Below are 18,688 nucleotides of genomic sequence, written 5' to 3' on the forward strand. Positions count from 1 at the left end.
TGGTAACGACCACCGAAACCGGGAAACGGATTGCTATGCGTCGGTCGTCATCGAGGCCGCCAACGCCTTCCGTCGGCGAGTGAACGATCGCGCATTGTTCATCGCCAGGACCGCGACGACACGGTCGGCTCGCTCGTATACCGCGACGAACGAGCCGTCGTCGGGGCTGCCCTCGACCACCCGCACGTCGTCGGTGGCCTGACGACGTCCCGCGAACTGGATGCGCGCACCGTACTGATCCGACCAGAAGTACGGGAGGGTCGCTCCCTCCGGCGGTGGTTCGCCGACGATGGATCCGGCGACATGACGGGCCTGGGCGACGGCGTGCGACCAGTGCTCGCTGCGGTGGTGATCCTGGAGCACGTCGTCGAACGTGCGGGCACAGTCACCGATCGCGTAGACGCCGGGCACGGTGGTGCGGCACTGCGCATCGGTGACGAACCCGCCGTCGATCGCCAGACCGGACGCCGCCGCCCACTCGGTGTTGGGAACAGCGCCGATTCCGATCACGACGACGTCGGCCTGCAGTTCGGTGCCGTCGCCCAGGAGGACGGACGACACGGCGCCGCCGCGCCCCTGCAGGGAATCCACGGCGGCACCCAGTAGCACGGTCACGCCGTTCGCACGGTGGAGGTCGACGCAGATCGCCGCCATGTTCAGTCCCAGGGGACCGGACAGTGGCTGGGTCGATGCTTCCACGATCGTGACCGTGATCCCGAGGGATGCTGCGGTGGATGCCACCTCGGCTCCGATGAAGCCGGCACCGATCACCACCATCGTCCGCGCCGTGGCCATCGACTCACGCAGGGCCGTCGCGTCGTCGAGGGTTCGCAACGTGTGGACACCGCGGAGTTCGGCCGCGCCGAGCAGTGTCCGCGCTCTCGCGCCCGTCGCGATCACCGCGACATCGGCCGACAGTTCGCGACCGTCGGACAACGTCACCGTGCGTCCGCTGATGTCCACCGCCGCGGTGCCGAGAATCCACTCGATGTCGGACGTGTCGGCGTCGGGCGTCAACCACGGGTCGGCGGTCGAATCCTTCAGGAAGGCCTTGGACAGCGGAGGCCGATCGTAGGGCCGATGAGGTTCGTCGCCGACCACGGTGATGCTGCCGGAGAAGCCCCGCTCGCGTAACTCCGTCGCCACGGTGGCTCCGGCGAGGGACGCGCCGACGACGAGGACGGACCGGGTTGCCGTCACGAGGAGGGAAGGTCGAGCACGATCGAGCCGTCGTCCACGTGCACCGCGTAGGTCCGCACCGGCGTCTTCGCGGGCGCGCCGGACGGAACGCCGGTGCGCAGGTCGAAGCATGCTTCGTGCAGAGGGCACTCGACGGCGCAGTTCTCGACCCAGCCGTCGGCGAGCGACGCGTCCTGATGGGTGCAGGTGTCGTCGATGGCGAAGATGCCGTCGTCCGTGTGGAAGACCGAGATGGGGGTGTGGCCCGGCGGTGTCACGGTGACCACCTCGCCCGGCGGGAGCGCCGACGTGGAACAGACGGCGACGCGATGAACGGTGTCCGGCATGAAGGCCTCCCTGATGTCGATCGACGAGTTGCGGTCGGCGCAACAATCATCGAACTGCGCAACACCTTGCACCAGGAGAGTCCACACGTCAATCGCTGAGTCGGTGTGTCGGACCACAGCGTGCCGGGTTGACAGAGGAGTCGCGAAGGCCGATCGTCTGTTGCGTAATCCAGCATGCGTTGCGTCCATCGCAACTACAAGGATCAGCACTCGGAGGACACTCGTGGCACCACGCACCGTCACACCCCACGTCGTCGTGATCGGCGCGGGAATCGTCGGGACCTCGCTGGCGGACGAACTGACGATGCGCGGATGGTGCAACGTCACGGTCCTCGACCAGGGTCCGCTGTTCTCCACGGGCGGCTCGACCTCGCACGCACCCGGGCTGGTCTTCCAGACCAATCCGTCCCGCTCGATGGCGCACTTCGCCTCCTACACCGCCGACAAGTTCCGACGACTCACGCACGAGGGCGAACCGTGCTTCGACACGCTCGGCGGACTCGAGGTGGCCACCACGCCGGCGCGCTGGGCGGACCTGCAGCGCAAAGCGGGCTGGGCTCGATCGTGGGGCATCGACGGACACCTCGTCGACTCGGCGACCGCAGCGGAGTTGCACCCACTTCTCGACCGTGACCGTGTACTCGGTGCCTTCCACACTCCCACCGACGGACTGGCACGCGCAGTCAGGGCAGCCGCCGCCCAGGCCGCGGCGGCCACCGCGCGTGGCGCGGTGTTCCGAGGACACAGCCCGGTCACCGAGATCCTCACCGCCGGCGGGCGCGTCACGGGAGTGCGAACACCCCACGGCGACATCGCCGCCGACATCGTCGTGTCCGCTGCCGGCTTCTGGGGAGCCGAACTGGGCCGCACGGTCGGACTGACCGTTCCCCTGGTCCCCATGGCGCACCAGTACGCGTACACGGGCCGGATCGACGCGCTGGTGGGACGCAACCACGGCGACTCCGATGCGAGCCTGCCGATCCTTCGGCACCAGGACGGCGACCTCTACTACCGCGAGCACGGTGACCGCATCGGCATCGGGTACTACGGACACGACCCGATGCCGGCGGACATGAGCACCCTCTCCTGGGCCGACGACGGCGATTCCTCGTCCGTCCTGCCGCCACCCATGCCGTCGATGCTCCCGTTCACCGAGGACGACTTCGCGCCCGCGTGGCTGGAATCGACCGGCCTGCTGCCCGCCCTGGGGGACTCGAAGGTGGAGTCGGGCTTCAACGGCATCTTCTCCTTCACACCCGACGGGCAGTCCATCGTCGGCGAACACCGGGACCTGGCCGGGTTCTGGGTCGCCGAGGCCGTGTGGGTCACGCATTCGGCCGGCATCGCACGAGCGGTGGCGCAGACCATGATCGACGGCAGCTCCGAGGTCGACCTGCACGAGTCCGACCTGTACCGCTTCGAAGCCGCCGAGCGCAGTCCCGCGTTCATCGCCACGACCAGCGCGCAGGCCTTCGTCGAGGTGTACGACGTGATCCATCCCCGTCAGCAGCGATCGGCTCTGCGCGGTCTGCGCCGCAGCCCGTTCCACGCGGCAGAGGTGGCCCTGGGAGCCGAGTTCGTGCAGGGCGGGGCCTGGGAGCGGCCCGCCTGGTACGAGAGCAACAGATCCGAACTCGACGACCTCGTGGCTCGGGGCATGCACATCCCTGCCCGTGACGAGTGGTCGGCGCGTCACTTCTCGGACATCGCGGTCGCCGAAGCCGTCGTCACCAGATCCAGGGTCGCGATGTTCGACATGACACCGCTGACCCGCTACGACGTCGAGGGCCCCGGAGCCGCGCAGTTCCTGCAGGACGTGACCACGAACAACGTCGACACGACCGTCGGCCGGGTGACGTACACGCTGGTGCTCGACGACAACGGCGGCGTGCGCAGCGATCTGACCGTGGCCCGGCTGGCTCCCGACCACTACCGGGTCGGCGCGAACGGACCTCTCGATCTGGACTGGTTGACGCGTCGGGCACGGGAGACGGACGGCGCCGTCACCGTCCGCGACGTCACCGGAGCGACGTGTTGCATCGGCGTCTGGGGACCGCGGGCGCGCGACGTGGTGGCACCCGTTGCCGACGCCGATCTCTCGCACACGGCATTCGGGTACTTCCGCGCGGTGCAGACGTACCTGGGCGCCGTCCCGGTGACGATGCTCCGCGTGTCGTACGTCGGCGAGTTGGGGTGGGAGATCTACACCGACGCCGAGTACGGCGGCGCGCTGTGGGACCTGTTGTGGGACTGCGGGACACCGCACGGCGTGATCGCGGCCGGCCGTCTGGCATTCGACAGCCTACGGCTCGAGAAGGGCTACCGGGCCTGGGGCCACGACATGACCTCGGAGCACACTCCGATCGAGGCGGGCGTGGAGTTCGCCGTGAAGTCGTCGAAGGACTTCGTAGGCAAGGCGGCGCTCGCGACGCGCGAGGCCACGCAGCGACTCCGCACCCTGGTGTTCGACGACGCCGACTCCGTGGTCCTGGGCAAGGAACCGGTCTCGATCGGCGACTCGGTGGTGGGATACGTGACCAGCGCGGGATGGTCGGCGACCATCGGTCGGTGCATCGCCTACGCGTGGCTGCCGATCGGCGCCGAGCCGGGCGCCGCGGTGACGGTGTCCTATTTCGACAGACAGTACGACGCGGTGGTCGCCGAGGACGCCGTCGTCGACCCCGCCGGCCACCTGATCAGGAGATGAGCACCGTGAGTTACGACGTCATCGTCATCGGCCTCGGCGGCATGGGCAGCGCCGCCGCCTTCCACCTCGCCGACCGTGGGCAACGCGTCCTGGGCCTCGAGAAGTTCACACCCGCGCACGACAAGGGCTCGAGCCACGGTGGGTCGCGCATCATCCGCCAGTCGTACTTCGAGAACCCGGCCTACGTCCCGTTGCTGCTGCGGTCCTACGAGTTGTGGGAGCAGTTGAAGCAGGAGTCGGCCCGTGAGGTCTACCGGGTGACCGGGGGACTGTTCATCGGGCGGGAAACGTCCGTCACGTTCGCCGGGTCGCTGCTCGCCTCACGCCAGTGGTCGCTGCCGCACGAAATTCTCGACGCCCAGCAGGTGCGCGATGCATTCCCCACCTTCGATCCGAACTCCGACGAGGTGGCGCTGTACGAGGCCGCCGCGGGATTCGCCCGGCCCGAGCTGACCGTGCAGGCTCACCTCGATCTGGCGGAGAACCGTGGGGCCACGCTGCGGTTCGGGGAGACGGTGCTGTCCTGGGAGGAGTCCGGGGGAGGCGTCACCGTCGTCACCGACAAGGGGACCTACACCGCGGGGCAGGTCGTCATCTGCCCCGGCGCCTGGGCGCCCGGCCTGCTCGAGCAGTTCTCCGTCCCCATCGTCGTGGAACGGCAGCTCCTGCACTGGTTCGGTCCCTCCGCGGGAACCGCCGCGTACGAGAAGAATCCGATCTTCATCCACGAGGCGACCGACGGCATGCAGGACTACGGGTTCCCCGCCATCGACGGTCCCGACGGCGGTGTGAAGGTGGCGTTCTTCCGCAAGGGAATCGAATGCACTCCGGACACCATCGACCGGACCGTGTATCCGCACGAGATCGAGGACATGCAGGCGCGGGTCCTGCAGACGGTCCCCGGTCTCGACGGGCCCCATATCCACTCGGCCACATGCATGTACTCCAACACTCCGGACGAACACTTCGTGATCGCGCGTCATCCCGAAGCCACGAATGTGACCGTGGCGTGCGGTTTTTCGGGCCACGGGTTCAAGTTCGTACCCGTGGTCGGGGAGATCCTGGCGGACCTCGCGACGACCGGTTCCACCGATCATCCCATCGCACTCTTCGACCCTCGGCGCCTCGACTCTTCGGGCCTGGACACTCAGAGAATGGTGACCACATGACGACGCTCGACACCGGAACTGCCGGAACAGGATCGCTGATCCGGACCCTGCCCGGTTCCTGGTACACGAGCGCGGACATCTTCGCGGCGGAGCAGGAGCACGTCTTCGAGGCGATGTGGTTCTGCGCCGTGCGCAGTGCCGACCTTCCCACTCCCGGCGCTTTCCGACGCGTCGACGTCGGACGGGAGAGCGTCCTCGTGGTCCGCGGGCGGGACGGGCAGCTGCGCGCGTTCCTGAACGTGTGCCGGCACCGCGGCGCGCAGATCTGCACCGAGGAGTCGGGAACGGTGACCAGGAACCTGCGGTGCCCGTACCACGCGTGGACCTATGGGCTCGACGGCAAACTCGTTGCCGCACCGAACCTGTCGTCGCTGTCCGACGCACAGGGTGCTCCGTTGAACCGCACGGAATGGGGCCTGACACCCGTCGCCCTGCGTGAATGGGCGGGATACGCGTGGTTGTGCGTCTCCGACGATCCGCCGTCCTTCGAGGAGGACGTCATCGGTGCGGTTACCGAGCGGCTGGGCGAGGCGGAGGCGATCGACCGATACGACATCGCGTCGCTGGAACTGGGACGACGCGAGACTTACGACGTGGCGGCCAACTGGAAGCTCATCGTCGAGAATTTCATGGAGTGCTATCACTGCGCCACCATCCACCCCGAACTGACGGAGGTCCTGCCCGAGTTCGCGGACGGGCTCGCCGCCCAGTACTTCGTCGGACACGGCGCCGAGTTCGGCGCCGACGTGGAGGGGTTCACGGTCGACGGGTCCGCAGGATTCGACGCGTTGCCGACGCTGACCGAGGACCAGGACCGTCGGTACTACGCCATCACGGTCAAGCCCACGGTCTTCGTCAACCTCGTGCCCGATCACGTCATCCTGCACCGGATGTTCCCGGTCTCGGCGGACCGGACGATCGTGGAGTGCGATTGGCTCTACACCGGGGACGTCGTCGCGTCGGGCACGGACGTGAGCCGCTCTGTCGAGCTGTTCCATCGCGTCAATCTGCAGGATTTCGACGCATGTGAGCGAACTCAACCGGCGATGAGCTCACGGGCCTACCGTGACGGGGGCGTGCTGGTTCCTGCCGAGCATCACATCGGCCTCTTCCACGACTGGCTCGTCGCACGACTGCAGGGGTGACCGATCGGTGAGAGGGTGGGGCAGTGAACCTGGAGAACGAGCACGACACCGACTTCGATGCCACACTGTTCGACCGCGTACTCCTCATCGGGGGTGAGTGGGTCTCCGCCACGTCGGGTGAGACACGTGATCTCGTCGACCCCGCCACCGGCGCCGTTCTGGTCGCCGTCGACGAGGCATCGCCGGACGACGCGCGCGCTGCGGTCGCGGCTGCTCGGTCCGCGTTCGACGCCGGCGACTGGCCGGCGACGCCGATGGCCGATCGCTGCGCGCTGCTCGAACGGGTCGCCGATCTTCTGCAGCGGGACAAGGAGCGACTCTCGCTCATCGAAACCCTCGACACCGGAAAGACCCTCGCGGAGAGCCGGATAGACATCGACGACGTCACGTCGGTCTTCCGGTACTACGCCCAGCTGGCCGCCGTGTCGAGCGATCGACTCGTCGATGTCGGCAATCCCGCCGTGATCTCCCGCGTCGTGCACGAGCCCATCGGCGTCTGCGTGATGATCGCGCCGTGGAACTACCCCCTGTTGCAGATCTCCTGGAAGATCGCTCCCGCTCTCGCCGCGGGCTGCACGATGGTGCTCAAGCCCAGTGAGGTCACCCCGCTCAGCACCATCGCCTTCGCGCATCTGCTCGAGGAGGCGGGCGTGCCGGCAGGCGTCGTCAATCTGGTGCAGGGGAGCGGCGCCACCATCGGCTCGGCGCTGACCGACAACCCCGACGTCGACTTCGTCTCCTTCACAGGCGGACTCGCCACCGGCAGCGCCATCCTGGCGAGTGCCGCACCCCACGTCACCAAGGTTGCCGTGGAACTCGGCGGCAAGAACCCCCACATCGTGTTCGCGGACGCAGCCGACGAGGCGAGCTTCGACGCGTCCGTCGACCAGGTGCTCACCGGAGTGTTCCTGCATTCCGGTCAGGTGTGTTCGGCGGGAACGAGGTTGATCGTCGAGAGCTCGGTGGCGGATCGATTCGTCGACGAGATCGTGCGACGGGCCGAGGCCATCAGGATGGGCCCGGGCATCGATCCCACCAGCGAGACGGGACCTCTGGTCTCGACCACGCAGCGCGAGAAGATGGAGAAGTTCGTCGAGACCGCCCTCGCCGAGGGTGCTCAGCTGCGGACGGGTGGACGAGCCCCGTCCGATCCTGCGCTCGCGGACGGAAGTTACTTCCTCCCCACCGTGTTCGACCATTGCACACGCGAGATGGATATCGTGCAGCTCGAGACGTTCGGGCCCATACTGACGGTCGAGCGCTTCGACACCGAGGCCGAGGCGCTCCGGCTGGGGAACGACACCGCGTACGGACTCGCGGCGGGCGTTCGCACCAACGATCCCGAGCGCGGCGAGCGCATGGTGCGCGGGCTGCGCCACGGAACCGTGTGGCTCAACGACTTCGGGTACTACACCGCCGCCGCCGAGTGGGGTGGTTACAAGAAGTCGGGTAACGGCCGCGAGTTGGGACCCGCGGGGTTGCACGAGTACCAGGAGACCAAGCACATCTGGAACAACACCGCGTCGCCGCGAGCGGACTGGTTCGGCGCCGGCGGGTAGGCCGGGATCGACCGGCGGGTAGGCCGAAGGCCGGCCGGAATCGGACCGGCGGGTAGGCCGGAGGCCGGCCGGAATTCGACATTCACTTCTCACACGAGCGAGGCGACATGGTGTCATCGACTACACCGTCCGGATCCCCCGTACCCGGTGGCGCGTCGCCGGGCGACGGCGGTCTCGACGACTTCGGGTACAAGGAATCGCTCGACAGGAGTCTGGGCAAGTTCGCCAGCTTCGCCGCGGGCGTCAGCTACATCTCGATCCTGACCGGCACGTTCCAGCTGTTCTACTTCGGGTTCGGCACGGCCGGACCCGCCTATCTGTGGTCGTGGCCCATCGTGTTCGTCGGCCAGATGGCCGTGGCGCTGTGCTTCATGGAGCTCGCCGCGAAGTACCCGGTGGCCGGGTCGGTCTACAACTGGGCGAAACTGCTCGGCAGTCGCATCGTCGGGTGGACGTCGGGATGGCTGATGTTGACGGCGTCGATCGTCACGCTGTCCGCGGTGGTGCTGGCTCTGCAGATCAACCTGCCCAGGCTGTGGCCCGGGTTCCAGATCATCGGGGACGGCACCGGCCAGTACGACTACGCCGCCAACGCCGTCGTGCTCGGCGCGATCATGATCCTGTTCACGACGGTGGTCAACGCTGCCGGCGTGCGGCTGATGGCGGCGATCAACAGCACGGGCGTGTTCATCGAGCTCATCGCTGCCGTCCTGATCGCGATCATTTTGGCTGCCAACATCACTCGCGGACCCGACGTCTTCTTCTCCACCAACGGTTACGGCGCGGGGGAGAGCGGCGGGTATCTGGGCGCGTTCCTCGTCGCGTCGCTCGCGTCGGGATACGTGATGTACGGATTCGATACGGCCAGTTCGTTGGGCGAGGAGACGGTCGAGCCTCGCCGCACCGCGCCGAAGGCGATTCTTCGCGCCATCCTCGCGTCCTTCGTCATCGGCGGGGCGATCCTGGTGTTCGCGATCATGGCCGCGCCGGATCTGAACGATCCCGCTCTGGGAACTCCGGAGGGCAGCCTGCAGGGCATCGTCGAACAGGTGATGTGGGGACCTCTGGGCAACATCTTCCTGATCTGCATCGTCATCGCCGTCACCGTGTGCTCGCTGGCCGTCCACACCGCGGCGATCCGCCTGACGTTTGCGATGGCACGCGACAATGCCCTGCCGTTCGGTGAGCGGCTGGCCACCGTGCACCCCAAGTACCAGACGCCGGTCGTTCCCGCGGTCGTGATCGGTCTGCTGTCCATCCTGATCCTGGTCATCAACATCGCTCAGCCCAAGATCTTCACGGTGTTGACCTCGATCGCGATCATCATGATCTATCTCGCCTACCTGATGGTCACCGGTCCGCTGCTGAAGAAGCGCCTCCGCGGAGAGTGGCCACCGAAGGATCTGAAGGAGGGTGGCTACTTCACGATGGGCCGATGGGGACTGCCGGTGAACATCTTCGCCGTGGTCTGGGGCGCCGCGATGGCACTGAACCTGGCCTGGCCACGCGAATCCGTCTACGGCACACCGTGGTTCAACACGTGGGGTGCCTTCGTCTACATCGGAGTCATCCTGGGCCTCGGGTATCTGTGGTACTTCACCGTCGGCCGGTCCCATATCGGTACGTTGAAGTCCCACGCCGCGACCTCGAAAGGTGACGAAGTATGACGGACACCGTGTTCGACTACGTGATCGCAGGAGGCGGCACCGCAGGGTGCGTACTGGCGGCTCGGCTGAGCGAGGACCCGTCGGTCACGGTGTGCCTCGTCGAGGCGGGACCGACGGACGTCGGCAACGACGACATCCTCGTCCTCGACCGATGGATGCACCTCCTCGATTCCGGCTACGACTGGGACTACCCGGTCGAGCCTCAGGAGCGCGGCAACAGTTTCATGCGTCATGCACGAGCGAAGGTGTTGGGCGGCTGCTCCTCTCATAATTCGTGCATCGCGTTCCATCCGCCGGCCGGCATCCTCGACGACTGGGAAGCCATGGGGGCCACGGGATGGAACGCGGCGGCCATCACGCCGTATATCTCCCGCGTCACGGGACCGGTGACCCTGCGCGATGTGCCTCCGCTGGATCCCTGCGGTGCGGCTCTCCTCGAGTCGGCTGCCGATGTGGGACTGCCCACCGTGCAGTTCAACCGCGGTGAGACGGTGCTCAACGGCGCCGGGTGGTTCCAGATCAATTCCTCCGACGACGGCTTGCGTATGTCGACCTCGCACGCCTACCTGCACCCCATCATGGACAAGCGCCCCAATCTCGAGGTGCGTACGGGGTGCTGGGTCAGCGAGATCGTCATCGACGATTCCCTCACGGCGACCGGGGTGCGGTACCAGCGTCCCGACCTGACGGGCCACGACGTGGTCTCCGCCCGCCGCGAAGTCATCGTCACCGCCGGCGCGATCGACACACCGAAACTGTTGATGCTGTCCGGGATCGGCCCGTCCGTGCATCTCCGCGAAATGGGGATCACCGTCCGCGTCGACTCTCCGGGAGTCGGCGCGAACCTCGACGACCACGTCGAGGGACTGGTGTTCTGGGAGGCGTCGCGGCCGATGGTCACGACGTCGTCGCAGTGGTGGGAGATCGGCGTGTTCGCCACCACCGAGGAGAACCTGACGTATCCGGACGTGATGATGCATTACGGCAGCGTCCCGTTCGACATGAACACTCTGCGCTGGGGCTACCCGACCACCGACAACGGCTTCTGTCTCACTCCCAATGTGACACAAGGCCGTTCGCGGGGAACAGTTCGACTCCGCTCACGGGACTTCCGGGACCGTGCGAAGGTCGACCCGCGGTATTTCACCGACTCCGAGGGCCACGACGACCGCGTCATGCTCGCCGGGCTCAAGCTCGCCCGGCGCATCGCCGAACAGCCGCAGTTGAAGGAGTGGATCGCCCGCGAGCTCGCACCGGGCCCGGACGCCGTCACCGACGACGATCTGCTCGACTACGTCCACAGGACGCACAACACCGTCTATCACCCGGCAGGGACGGCCAAGATGGGTGCATCCACCGACCCCATGGCTGTGCTGGACCCCGAACTGCGGGTGCGAGGCGTCCACAACCTGCGCGTGGTCGACGCGTCGGCAATGCCCAAGTTGCCTGCCGTGAACCCCAACATCACGGTCATGACGATGGCGGAACGGTGTGCCGATCTCGTCAGGGGCTGACCAGGCCGACATTCGACGTACGGCGGACTTCCTCGCCGCCCACCCGCCGTTCGACGCGCTGACCGCGAGCGAGCTCGAACAGCTGGCCGAGGATTCCGCGGTGAGCATTTACCGAGCGGGCGAGACCGTAGTGGGTAGCTCCGTGGACGACATCGACGCGGTCTGGGTGGTGCAGTCCGGCGAGGTCGACCTGCTGCATCCGGACGACGTCGACGGGGCCGCGCCGCTCGAGACGATCGAGCCGGGCGGCCTCTTCGGGTTCTCGGCGATGCTCGTCGGTGCGCGGACCACGTTCTGGGCGAAAGCATCGCGCGACTCCGCGGTGATCAGAGTCGCCGGACCGGCCGCTCGTCCGTTCTTCGGCCGGCCCGCAGGTGTCGCCTTCCTCGCCCGCACCATCGCCGCATCCTTCGGCGGTCGGTCGATCGTCTCGCCCGTTCCGGACGGAGCGGGAGGGACCGTGGGAGCGCTCGTCCGCAGACCTCCCGTCACGGTGGAACCGGGAACGTCGATCCGGGATGCCGTCTGCGTCATGACGGAGCAGTCGTCCTCGTGTGTCGTCGTCCCGCTGCCGCGTGGACGGTTCGGCATCTTCACCGACCGGGACCTGCGGACCCGGGTCGTCGCGGTCGGGGTGTCCGTGGACGCGTCGATCGACCTCGTGATCAGCTCGCCCGCACGCTCGGTGCACGCCGATCGAACCCCGACGGGTGTGCTGCTCGAGATGCTGGAACTCGGTCTGCACCACATGCTGGTGATCGATACCAGGGGCACGTTGATCGGCGTTCTCGAGAGCGCGGATCTCCTGGCCAACTCGACCGCGAGAAGCTTCTCGTTGCGTCGGGACCTCGATGCGGCGGAGACCGAGGCGGCCCTGATCGAGGCCAGTGCAGGCATCCGCGCGTTGATCGTGGACCTGTGGACGACCGGAACGACCGCGAGCGCCGCGACCGGCATCCTGTCCGTCGTCGTCGACGCGGTGGTCCGACGTGCGGTCGAGCTCGCCATCACCGGGTCACCCGTCCCGATCACCGGGAGAGACGTCGCATGGCTGTCCCTCGGAAGTGTGGGGCGGCGCGAGGCGATGCCGTCGTCCGATGTCGACAGCGCACTGTCGTGGGCGGATACATCGAACAGAGACGCCGGCGCGCTGCGCGACGTCGCCCGTGCCGTGCACCGCACCCTGGAGGCGTGCGGACTCCCGGCCGACACGAACAACGCCGTCGCGGCCAGTCCCCGGTTCTCCCGCTCCGCCCGCGAGTGGCGCACCGCGGCGCGGGGGTGGCTCGACGACCCACTCGGTGACCGCGGCATCGTCATGTCGTCGTTGATGGTCGACGGACGCGTCGTCTGGGGCGACCCCGGGCTGCACACGGTGCCCGACGCCTATTCGACGATGGCGGCCGACTACCCGGACGCGCTCCGCCTCCAACTGCGCGACGCGCTGGGAACCCGCGCACGGGTCCGATCCCTGAAGGACGTGCTCGCTCGGCGGGGCACCACGGTGGATCTCAAGTCGCATGCCGTGTCGGCGATCGTGAACCTTGCGCGGTGGGGAGGGTTGAGCGTCGGAGTCGCCTGCGCGTCGACGCCCGCGCGGCTTCGCGCCGCGGCGGGCAACGGCCTGCTGTCGGACCGCGACGTGTCGGGGCTGACGGACGTGTTCGACCGCCTCCAGCATCTTCGCCTCGACCACCAGGTCTCCCTGATCGTCGACGGACGGACACCGACGGACGTGGTGGTGCTCCAGGAGCTGACGCCGCTCGAACGCAGCCTGGTGATGGACGCGATCCGAGAGATCGCGGCAGTGCAGCGGCGCGTAGGACACGTGGCGGCCACCGTCGGACTGCCCGGTCTGTGACAGACGATAGAATCGGACACCATCATGGCAAAGACGAGCGATCCCGGTAAGAGTGCCGTCCAGTCGGTGGATCGAGCGCTCGAGGTTCTCGAGATCATCGCCCGTCACGGAAGCGCCGGTGTCACGGCCATCGCCGACGAACTCGGGGTGCACAAATCGACCGTGTCCCGCCTGGTCGGCGTCCTCGACGCCCGTGGGTACGTCGAGCAGGTCGGCGAGCGGGGCAAGTTCCGACTCGGGTTCTCGATCGTGCGCCTCGCGGGTTCGGCCACCGCCGAGAGAGACCTGTCGAAGGCGTCGCAGGACATCTGTGACCGACTCGCCGAGAAGGTCGGGGAGACGACCAACCTTGCCGTTCTCGACGGTGATCGCGCGGTGAACATCGTGAAGGCGAGATCCGAGTCCGAAGTGGCACTGCGCACCTGGGTCGGTCAGGGAAGCCCTGTCCACGCCACGTCGAGCGGCAAGATTCTGCTGAGCGAGCTGGCGGCGGACGATCGTCGCGATCGCCTCCCGACACGACTGGAGTCGTTCACGGACACGACGGTGACGTCGTTGTCGGCCCTCGAAGCGGAGCTGGCGGCCGTTCGCGAGGTCGGATGGTCGTCGGTGCGCGAGGAACTCGAGGTGGGGCTCAACGCCGTGTCCGCCCCTGTTCGGGACCACACCGGAACAGTGGTCGCCGCGCTCAGCGTGTCCGGTCCGGCCTATCGACTGGAACCGGAAGATTTCGCCGCGGTGGCAGCGGATGCCATGACCGCGGCGAAGGATATCAGCCGTCGATTGGGGTATGCAGGCTCTTCGTGAGCCGTAACAAGGTTTCCGACGCGTGAACCGGGCAGAAACATACTTCCGGTACGCTTACGGAGTCCTTGACCTGATCGCCGACCGGTTCGGCAGTGGGTGGTGTTCCCTATGTCCGCTTCAAATGCTTCGTCTGCCGTGGTGCAGGTCCGCGCCGGGCAGCAAACAACCGCAGTCGGCCGGGTCTCGATCATGGCCGCGATCGATCGCATCGCCCGCTCGGCGGGATCGTCGGTGGCGTTCGTATCCGACACCGATTCCATCACGTACGGGGAGCTGGCCGTGTCCGCGCGTCAGCGGGGCGCTGCACTCGTCCGAGCACATTCGCCCGACCGCATCGGTCGGGCTCCCTTGGCCGTCGTCTCGGACGGAAGCGTCGACTCGGTCATCTCGATGATCGGCGTCCTCGCGTCCGGGCACCCACTGTTCGCCGTCGACGGTGATCTTCCTCTAGTCGCAAGGAATGCTCTCGTCGCGGCAGCCGGCGCGGTGCCCGCAGCATCGGTCATGTTCGAGGACACACCCGTACCGTCCGCTACGGATGACGGCGTCTGGTGGGAGTCGCCCGAATGGGACCGCGGAATGACCGAAGGAGGCAGCCCCACCGCCCTCGACAGCTGGCGTCCCGCTCTCGTCGTGATCGGACCGGGAACGTCCGGTCGTGTGACGGTCACGCAGGAGGAGCTGATGCTCGCTGCCACCGACCTCGGGATGCGCGTGGGCCTCGCGCCGGGAACCGGATACGACATGTCGCGTCCGGCGTCCACGATCGCGGGATTCGTCTCCCTCGTCGCCGGTCTCGTCACCGGCTCCACGGTCGGCGCGATGCACGACGGCACCGGTGGGGGCACACTGTTGCGGTGACCGACGCCGCTCCACCGTTCAACGCACCAGACGTCGCAACGTCGCCGACCGATCCACCTCGTCATCCGACGGTGGAGCACTCCCGATTGGCGGAGTCGCCCGGAGCCCAGGGTGCGTGGCGCATCTGGGGGCCGTACCTCGCGGGTCGACAGTGGGGGACCGTGCGGGAGGACTACTCCGAGGACGGCAACGCCTGGGAGTCGTTCCCCTTCGATCACGCCCGGTCGCGTGCCTACCGCTGGGGTGAGGACGGACTCGGCGGAATTTGCGACCGGTTCGGGTTCCTGAACTTCTCGGTGGCGCTCTGGAACCGTCGCGACCCGATACTCAAGGAACGGCTGTTCGGACTCACCAACGGTGAGGGCAACCACGGCGAGGACGCCAAGGAGTACTGGTGGGCCGTCGACGGGACACCTACCCACAGCTGGATGTCGTGGCTCTACCGCTACCCGCAGGCCGAGTACCCGTACGACGAACTGCGGGAACGAAGCCTCGCCCGCAGTCGTCTGGAGCGGGAATTCGAACTGGCCGACACCGGCATCCTGGACGAGAACCGGTTCTTCGACGTCTCCATCACCTACGCCAAGGCGTCGCCGGAGGACGTCTGCATCGTCATCGACGTCACCAACCACGGGCCGGACGCGGCGTCGGTGGACGTCGTACCGCACCTCTGGCTGCGCAACACATGGTCCTGGGGTCGCGACGACCGGACGGCGTCGATCGTCGATATCACGCAGGACAGCATCCCCGGGCACCTGGCGGCCGTCCGTGCCGACCACGGTTTCCTCGGCCGGTACCACCTCGCGGCCGAGGGCACGCCACGAGTTCTGTTCTGCGACAACGAGACCAATGCGGTCGATCTGTTCGGCGCCGAGAAGAACCTGTCGGAGTACACCAAGGACGGCATCGGTCGACGCATCGTCGACGGCGACGAGTCGGCCGTCAATCCCGACGGCACCGGCACCAAGTGCGCCTTCTGGTATTCCCTCGACGACATCGAGCCGGGTGAGACGCGTCGGATCAAGCTGCGACTGGGCACGACCCTTCCCGACTCGTTCACCTTCGGACCCGGGTACGACGCGGTGCTCGCCGACCGTGCGCAGGAGGCAGACCAGTTCTACGACCACGTGATCGGCCCCGACCTGTCCGACGAGGACCGGCACGTCGCGCGACGGGCCTACGCGGGCCTGCTGTGGTGTAAACAGCTCTACCGGTACGACGTTCGGGAGTGGGCGCAGGGAGACCCGGTGGGAGCGCCGGCGCCGGGATCGCGACTGGACGCATCGGCGCGTAACCATGCGTGGTCGCATTTCTCGCTCGCGGACGTCGTCTCGATGCCGGACGAATGGGAGTACCCGTGGTTCGCCGCGTGGGACCTGGCGTTCCACACCATTCCCCTCGCGCACGTCGACCCGGACTTCGCCAAGGAGCAGTTGGTCCTGATGTGTCGTGAGTGGGCGATGCATCCCAACGGCCAACTGCCGGCGTACGAATGGGAGTTCGGTGACGTCAACCCGCCCGTGCACGCGTGGGCGGTGTGGCAGGTCTACCGCATCGACGGGCACCGTGATCGAGAGTTCCTGGTACGAGTCTTCACCAAACTGCTGCTGAACTTCTCGTGGTGGGTCAACCGCAAGGATGCCGGGGGTTCCAACATCTTCGAGGGCGGATTCCTCGGAATGGACAACATCGGAATGTTCAACCGTTCCGAACCCTTGCCTCCCGGGTTCCGGTTGGAACAGTCGGACGCCACCAGCTGGATGGCCTTCTACTGCCAGCAGATGTTCAAGATCGCGATCGAGCTTGCCCGCTACGACTCCGCGTGGGACGACGTCGCCACCAAGTTCTTCGCACACTTCCTCTCCATCGCCGAGGCCGTGGGATCGTTCGGCTCCGCGCAGATGTCGCTGTGGCACGAGGAGGACGGCTTCTTCTACGACGTACTCGCCCCGCCCCACGGTGACGCGGTGCCGCTGCGCGTGCGGTCGATGGTGGGACTGCTGCCGATCCTGGGTGCCACGGAGATCCCGTCGTGGGTGCCGAAGGAATGCCCGGACCTGACGTCCCGGCTGCGCTGGCTGCAGCATCGCCGCCCCGATCTGGTCTCACCGATGATGTCGCGCAACGACAACGGGACATGGCGCATGTTGCTGGCCCTCGTCGACCCGGACAGGCTGCGCCGCATCCTCGAGCGCATGTTCGACTCGGAGGAGTTCCTGTCCTCGTTCGGTATCCGCTCCCTGTCCGCGTCGTACCGCGACGGCGTGAGCATGGACGTCGACGGACGATCGTTGTCCATCGAGTACGAACCCGGGGAGTCCCGAACCTCGATGTTCGGCGGGAACTCCAATTGGCGTGGGCCGGTGTGGTTCCCGGTGAACGTGCTGCTCGCCGACAAACTTCGGGCCTACGGCCGGTACTTCGGCGACACGTTCACCATCGAGATTCCCACCGGCTCCGGGAAGCAGCACACGCTGGTCGAGGCCGCCGCGATCATCGAGGGCGGACTGGCCGACCTGTTCCGCGCCGGGACGGGCACGTCACCCGGTCGACCGTCGGACGGTGGCCGTATCGAATCGACCGACGATCCGTTGTGGTCGCAGCATCCGACGTTCAGCGAATACTTCGACGGGGACACCGGTGAGGGACTCGGCGCCAGTCACCAGACCGGGTGGACGGCGCTGGTAGCGCATCTTCTCAATCCCAGAGTGCCGAGGCCGCCGACGCCGCCGGGTTAACGTGACGGTATGAAGATTCGCGGTGCCGTCCTCGAGGAGATCGGTCGTCAGCGTCCGTTCGCCGAATCCCGTCCTCTGACCGTGTCCGAACTGGACCTCGACCCGCCGGGCGAGGGAGAGATCCTCGTGCGGATCGAAGCTGCCGGGTTGTGCCACTCGGACCTGTCCGTCGTCGACGGGAACCGGGTACGGCCCGTACCGATGCTGTTGGGGCACGAGGCCGCCGGCATCGTCGAGGAAGTCGGCGCCGGAGTCGATCTGGAGATCGGCACGCGCGTCGTCATGACGTTCCTGCCGCGCTGCGGTGAGTGCGCCGGATGCCTGTCCGACGGGCGCACACCGTGCGTACCGGGCAGTGCGGCGAACAACGCCGGCACCCTGCTGAACGGCGACGTCCGACTGACGCGGGACGGCACCGAGGTCAAGCACCACCTCGGGGTCTCGGGGTTCGCGACGCACACGGTGGTCGATCGTCGATCCGTCGTCCCGGTGGGCGCCGATGTTCCCCCCGCGGTCGCTGCCGTGCTGGGATGCGCGGTTCTCACCGGCGGAGGCGCCGTGCTGAACGCCGCGTCCCCGACGAGCGGGGACACGATCATGGTGGTCGGGCTGGGCGGCGTCGGTATGGCAGCGATCCTGACCGCGGCGTCGTTGGGGCTCGGCGACGTGATCGGCGTCGACTCCATGCCCGACAAGCTCGACATGGCGCGTGATCTGGGGGCCACGGCGGTCTACACACCGCAGGAACTGCTCGAGTCCGGCGTGAAGGCGCAGATCGTGGTGGAAGCGGCGGGCAATGCGCGCGCGTTCGAGACGGCGCTGGCAGCGACGGCACCCGGAGGCACCACCGTCACCGTCGGGCTCCCGTCTCCCGACGCCCGCGCGTCGATCTCGCCACTGACGCTCGTCGCCGAGGCGCGAACCATCATCGGCAGCTACCTGGGGTCGGCCGTTCCCGAGCGCGACATCCCGACCTACGAGCAGATGTGGCGCGAAGGACGATTCCCGGTGGAGAAGCTCGTGTCCTCGCGTATCACTCTCGACGACATCAACGAGGGCATGGACGAGTTGGCCGACGGCAAGGCGATACGTCAGGTCATCGAGTTCGACCACTAGGCTGTCCTGCGACAGTTC

Annotated in this window: 13 protein-coding genes; 11 read left to right on the forward strand and 2 right to left on the reverse strand. The window is 67.3% G+C overall.

Annotated features, from left to right (window positions below; all coding sequences use genetic code 11):
* Positions 1–33: 33 nt before the first annotated feature.
* Both RU01_RS00735 and RU01_RS00740 read right to left on the reverse strand, forming a co-directional pair.
* Positions 34–1,200 (reverse strand): NAD(P)/FAD-dependent oxidoreductase, encoded by a 1,167-nt coding sequence (locus tag RU01_RS00735; protein WP_042572583.1) that lies wholly within the window; start codon positions 1,198–1,200, stop codon positions 34–36.
* The gene (locus RU01_RS00740; protein ID WP_042572708.1) at positions 1,197–1,526 is read right to left on the reverse strand and encodes a bifunctional 3-phenylpropionate/cinnamic acid dioxygenase ferredoxin subunit; all 330 of its coding nucleotides are present in this window, start codon (positions 1,524–1,526) and stop codon (positions 1,197–1,199) included. Before RU01_RS00740 ends, RU01_RS00735 begins: the two co-directional genes overlap by 4 nt.
* A gap of 223 nt (positions 1,527–1,749) precedes the next feature.
* Here RU01_RS00740 and RU01_RS00745 point away from each other — a divergent pair, with 223 nt between their 5' ends.
* The 11 genes from RU01_RS00745 (at position 1,750) to RU01_RS00795 (ending at position 18,670) form a co-directional block, all read left to right on the forward strand.
* Positions 1,750–4,233 (forward strand): GcvT family protein, encoded by a 2,484-nt coding sequence (locus tag RU01_RS00745; protein WP_042572584.1) that lies wholly within the window; start codon positions 1,750–1,752, stop codon positions 4,231–4,233.
* On the forward strand, positions 4,230–5,402 hold the full coding sequence (solA, locus tag RU01_RS00750) for an N-methyl-L-tryptophan oxidase (protein WP_042572585.1): 1,173 nt from the start codon (positions 4,230–4,232) through the stop codon (positions 5,400–5,402). The genes RU01_RS00745 and solA overlap by 4 nt, the downstream gene beginning before the upstream one ends.
* Complete coding sequence (locus tag RU01_RS00755) at positions 5,399–6,547, forward strand: aromatic ring-hydroxylating oxygenase subunit alpha (RefSeq protein WP_042572586.1); 1,149 nt, start codon at positions 5,399–5,401, stop codon at positions 6,545–6,547. The genes solA and RU01_RS00755 overlap by 4 nt, the downstream gene beginning before the upstream one ends.
* A gap of 65 nt (positions 6,548–6,612) precedes the next feature.
* The gene (locus RU01_RS00760) at positions 6,613–8,106 is read left to right on the forward strand and encodes an aldehyde dehydrogenase family protein (RefSeq protein ID WP_197074648.1); all 1,494 of its coding nucleotides are present in this window, start codon (positions 6,613–6,615) and stop codon (positions 8,104–8,106) included.
* Between the two features lie 107 nt (positions 8,107–8,213).
* Positions 8,214–9,773 (forward strand): APC family permease, encoded by a 1,560-nt coding sequence (locus RU01_RS00765; RefSeq protein WP_042572587.1) that lies wholly within the window; start codon positions 8,214–8,216, stop codon positions 9,771–9,773.
* Positions 9,770–11,287, forward strand: a complete 1,518-nt coding sequence (locus RU01_RS00770; protein WP_042572588.1) for a GMC family oxidoreductase — start codon at positions 9,770–9,772, stop codon at positions 11,285–11,287. Before RU01_RS00765 ends, RU01_RS00770 begins: the two co-directional genes overlap by 4 nt.
* Positions 11,265–13,148 carry a DUF294 nucleotidyltransferase-like domain-containing protein gene (locus RU01_RS00775; protein ID WP_042572589.1) on the forward strand — a complete coding sequence of 628 codons (1,884 nt, stop codon included), beginning with the start codon at positions 11,265–11,267 and terminating at the stop codon, positions 13,146–13,148. Before RU01_RS00770 ends, RU01_RS00775 begins: the two co-directional genes overlap by 23 nt.
* A gap of 24 nt (positions 13,149–13,172) precedes the next feature.
* Positions 13,173–13,955, forward strand: a complete 783-nt coding sequence (locus RU01_RS00780) for an IclR family transcriptional regulator (RefSeq protein ID WP_042572590.1) — start codon at positions 13,173–13,175, stop codon at positions 13,953–13,955.
* Between the two features lie 189 nt (positions 13,956–14,144).
* Positions 14,145–14,816 carry a hypothetical protein gene (locus RU01_RS00785; protein WP_042572591.1) on the forward strand — a complete coding sequence of 224 codons (672 nt, stop codon included), beginning with the start codon at positions 14,145–14,147 and terminating at the stop codon, positions 14,814–14,816.
* On the forward strand, positions 14,813–17,554 hold the full coding sequence (locus tag RU01_RS00790; protein ID WP_231568546.1) for an MGH1-like glycoside hydrolase domain-containing protein: 2,742 nt from the start codon (positions 14,813–14,815) through the stop codon (positions 17,552–17,554). The genes RU01_RS00785 and RU01_RS00790 overlap by 4 nt, the downstream gene beginning before the upstream one ends.
* A 9-nt stretch (positions 17,555–17,563) precedes the next feature.
* Positions 17,564–18,670, forward strand: coding sequence for a zinc-binding dehydrogenase (locus tag RU01_RS00795; RefSeq protein WP_042572592.1), 1,107 nt, complete (start codon positions 17,564–17,566; stop codon positions 18,668–18,670).
* Positions 18,671–18,688 lie beyond the last annotated feature (18 nt).

The organism is Rhodococcus sp. MEB064 (assembly GCF_000834565.1).
GTDB lineage: Bacteria > Actinomycetota > Actinomycetes > Mycobacteriales > Mycobacteriaceae > Rhodococcoides.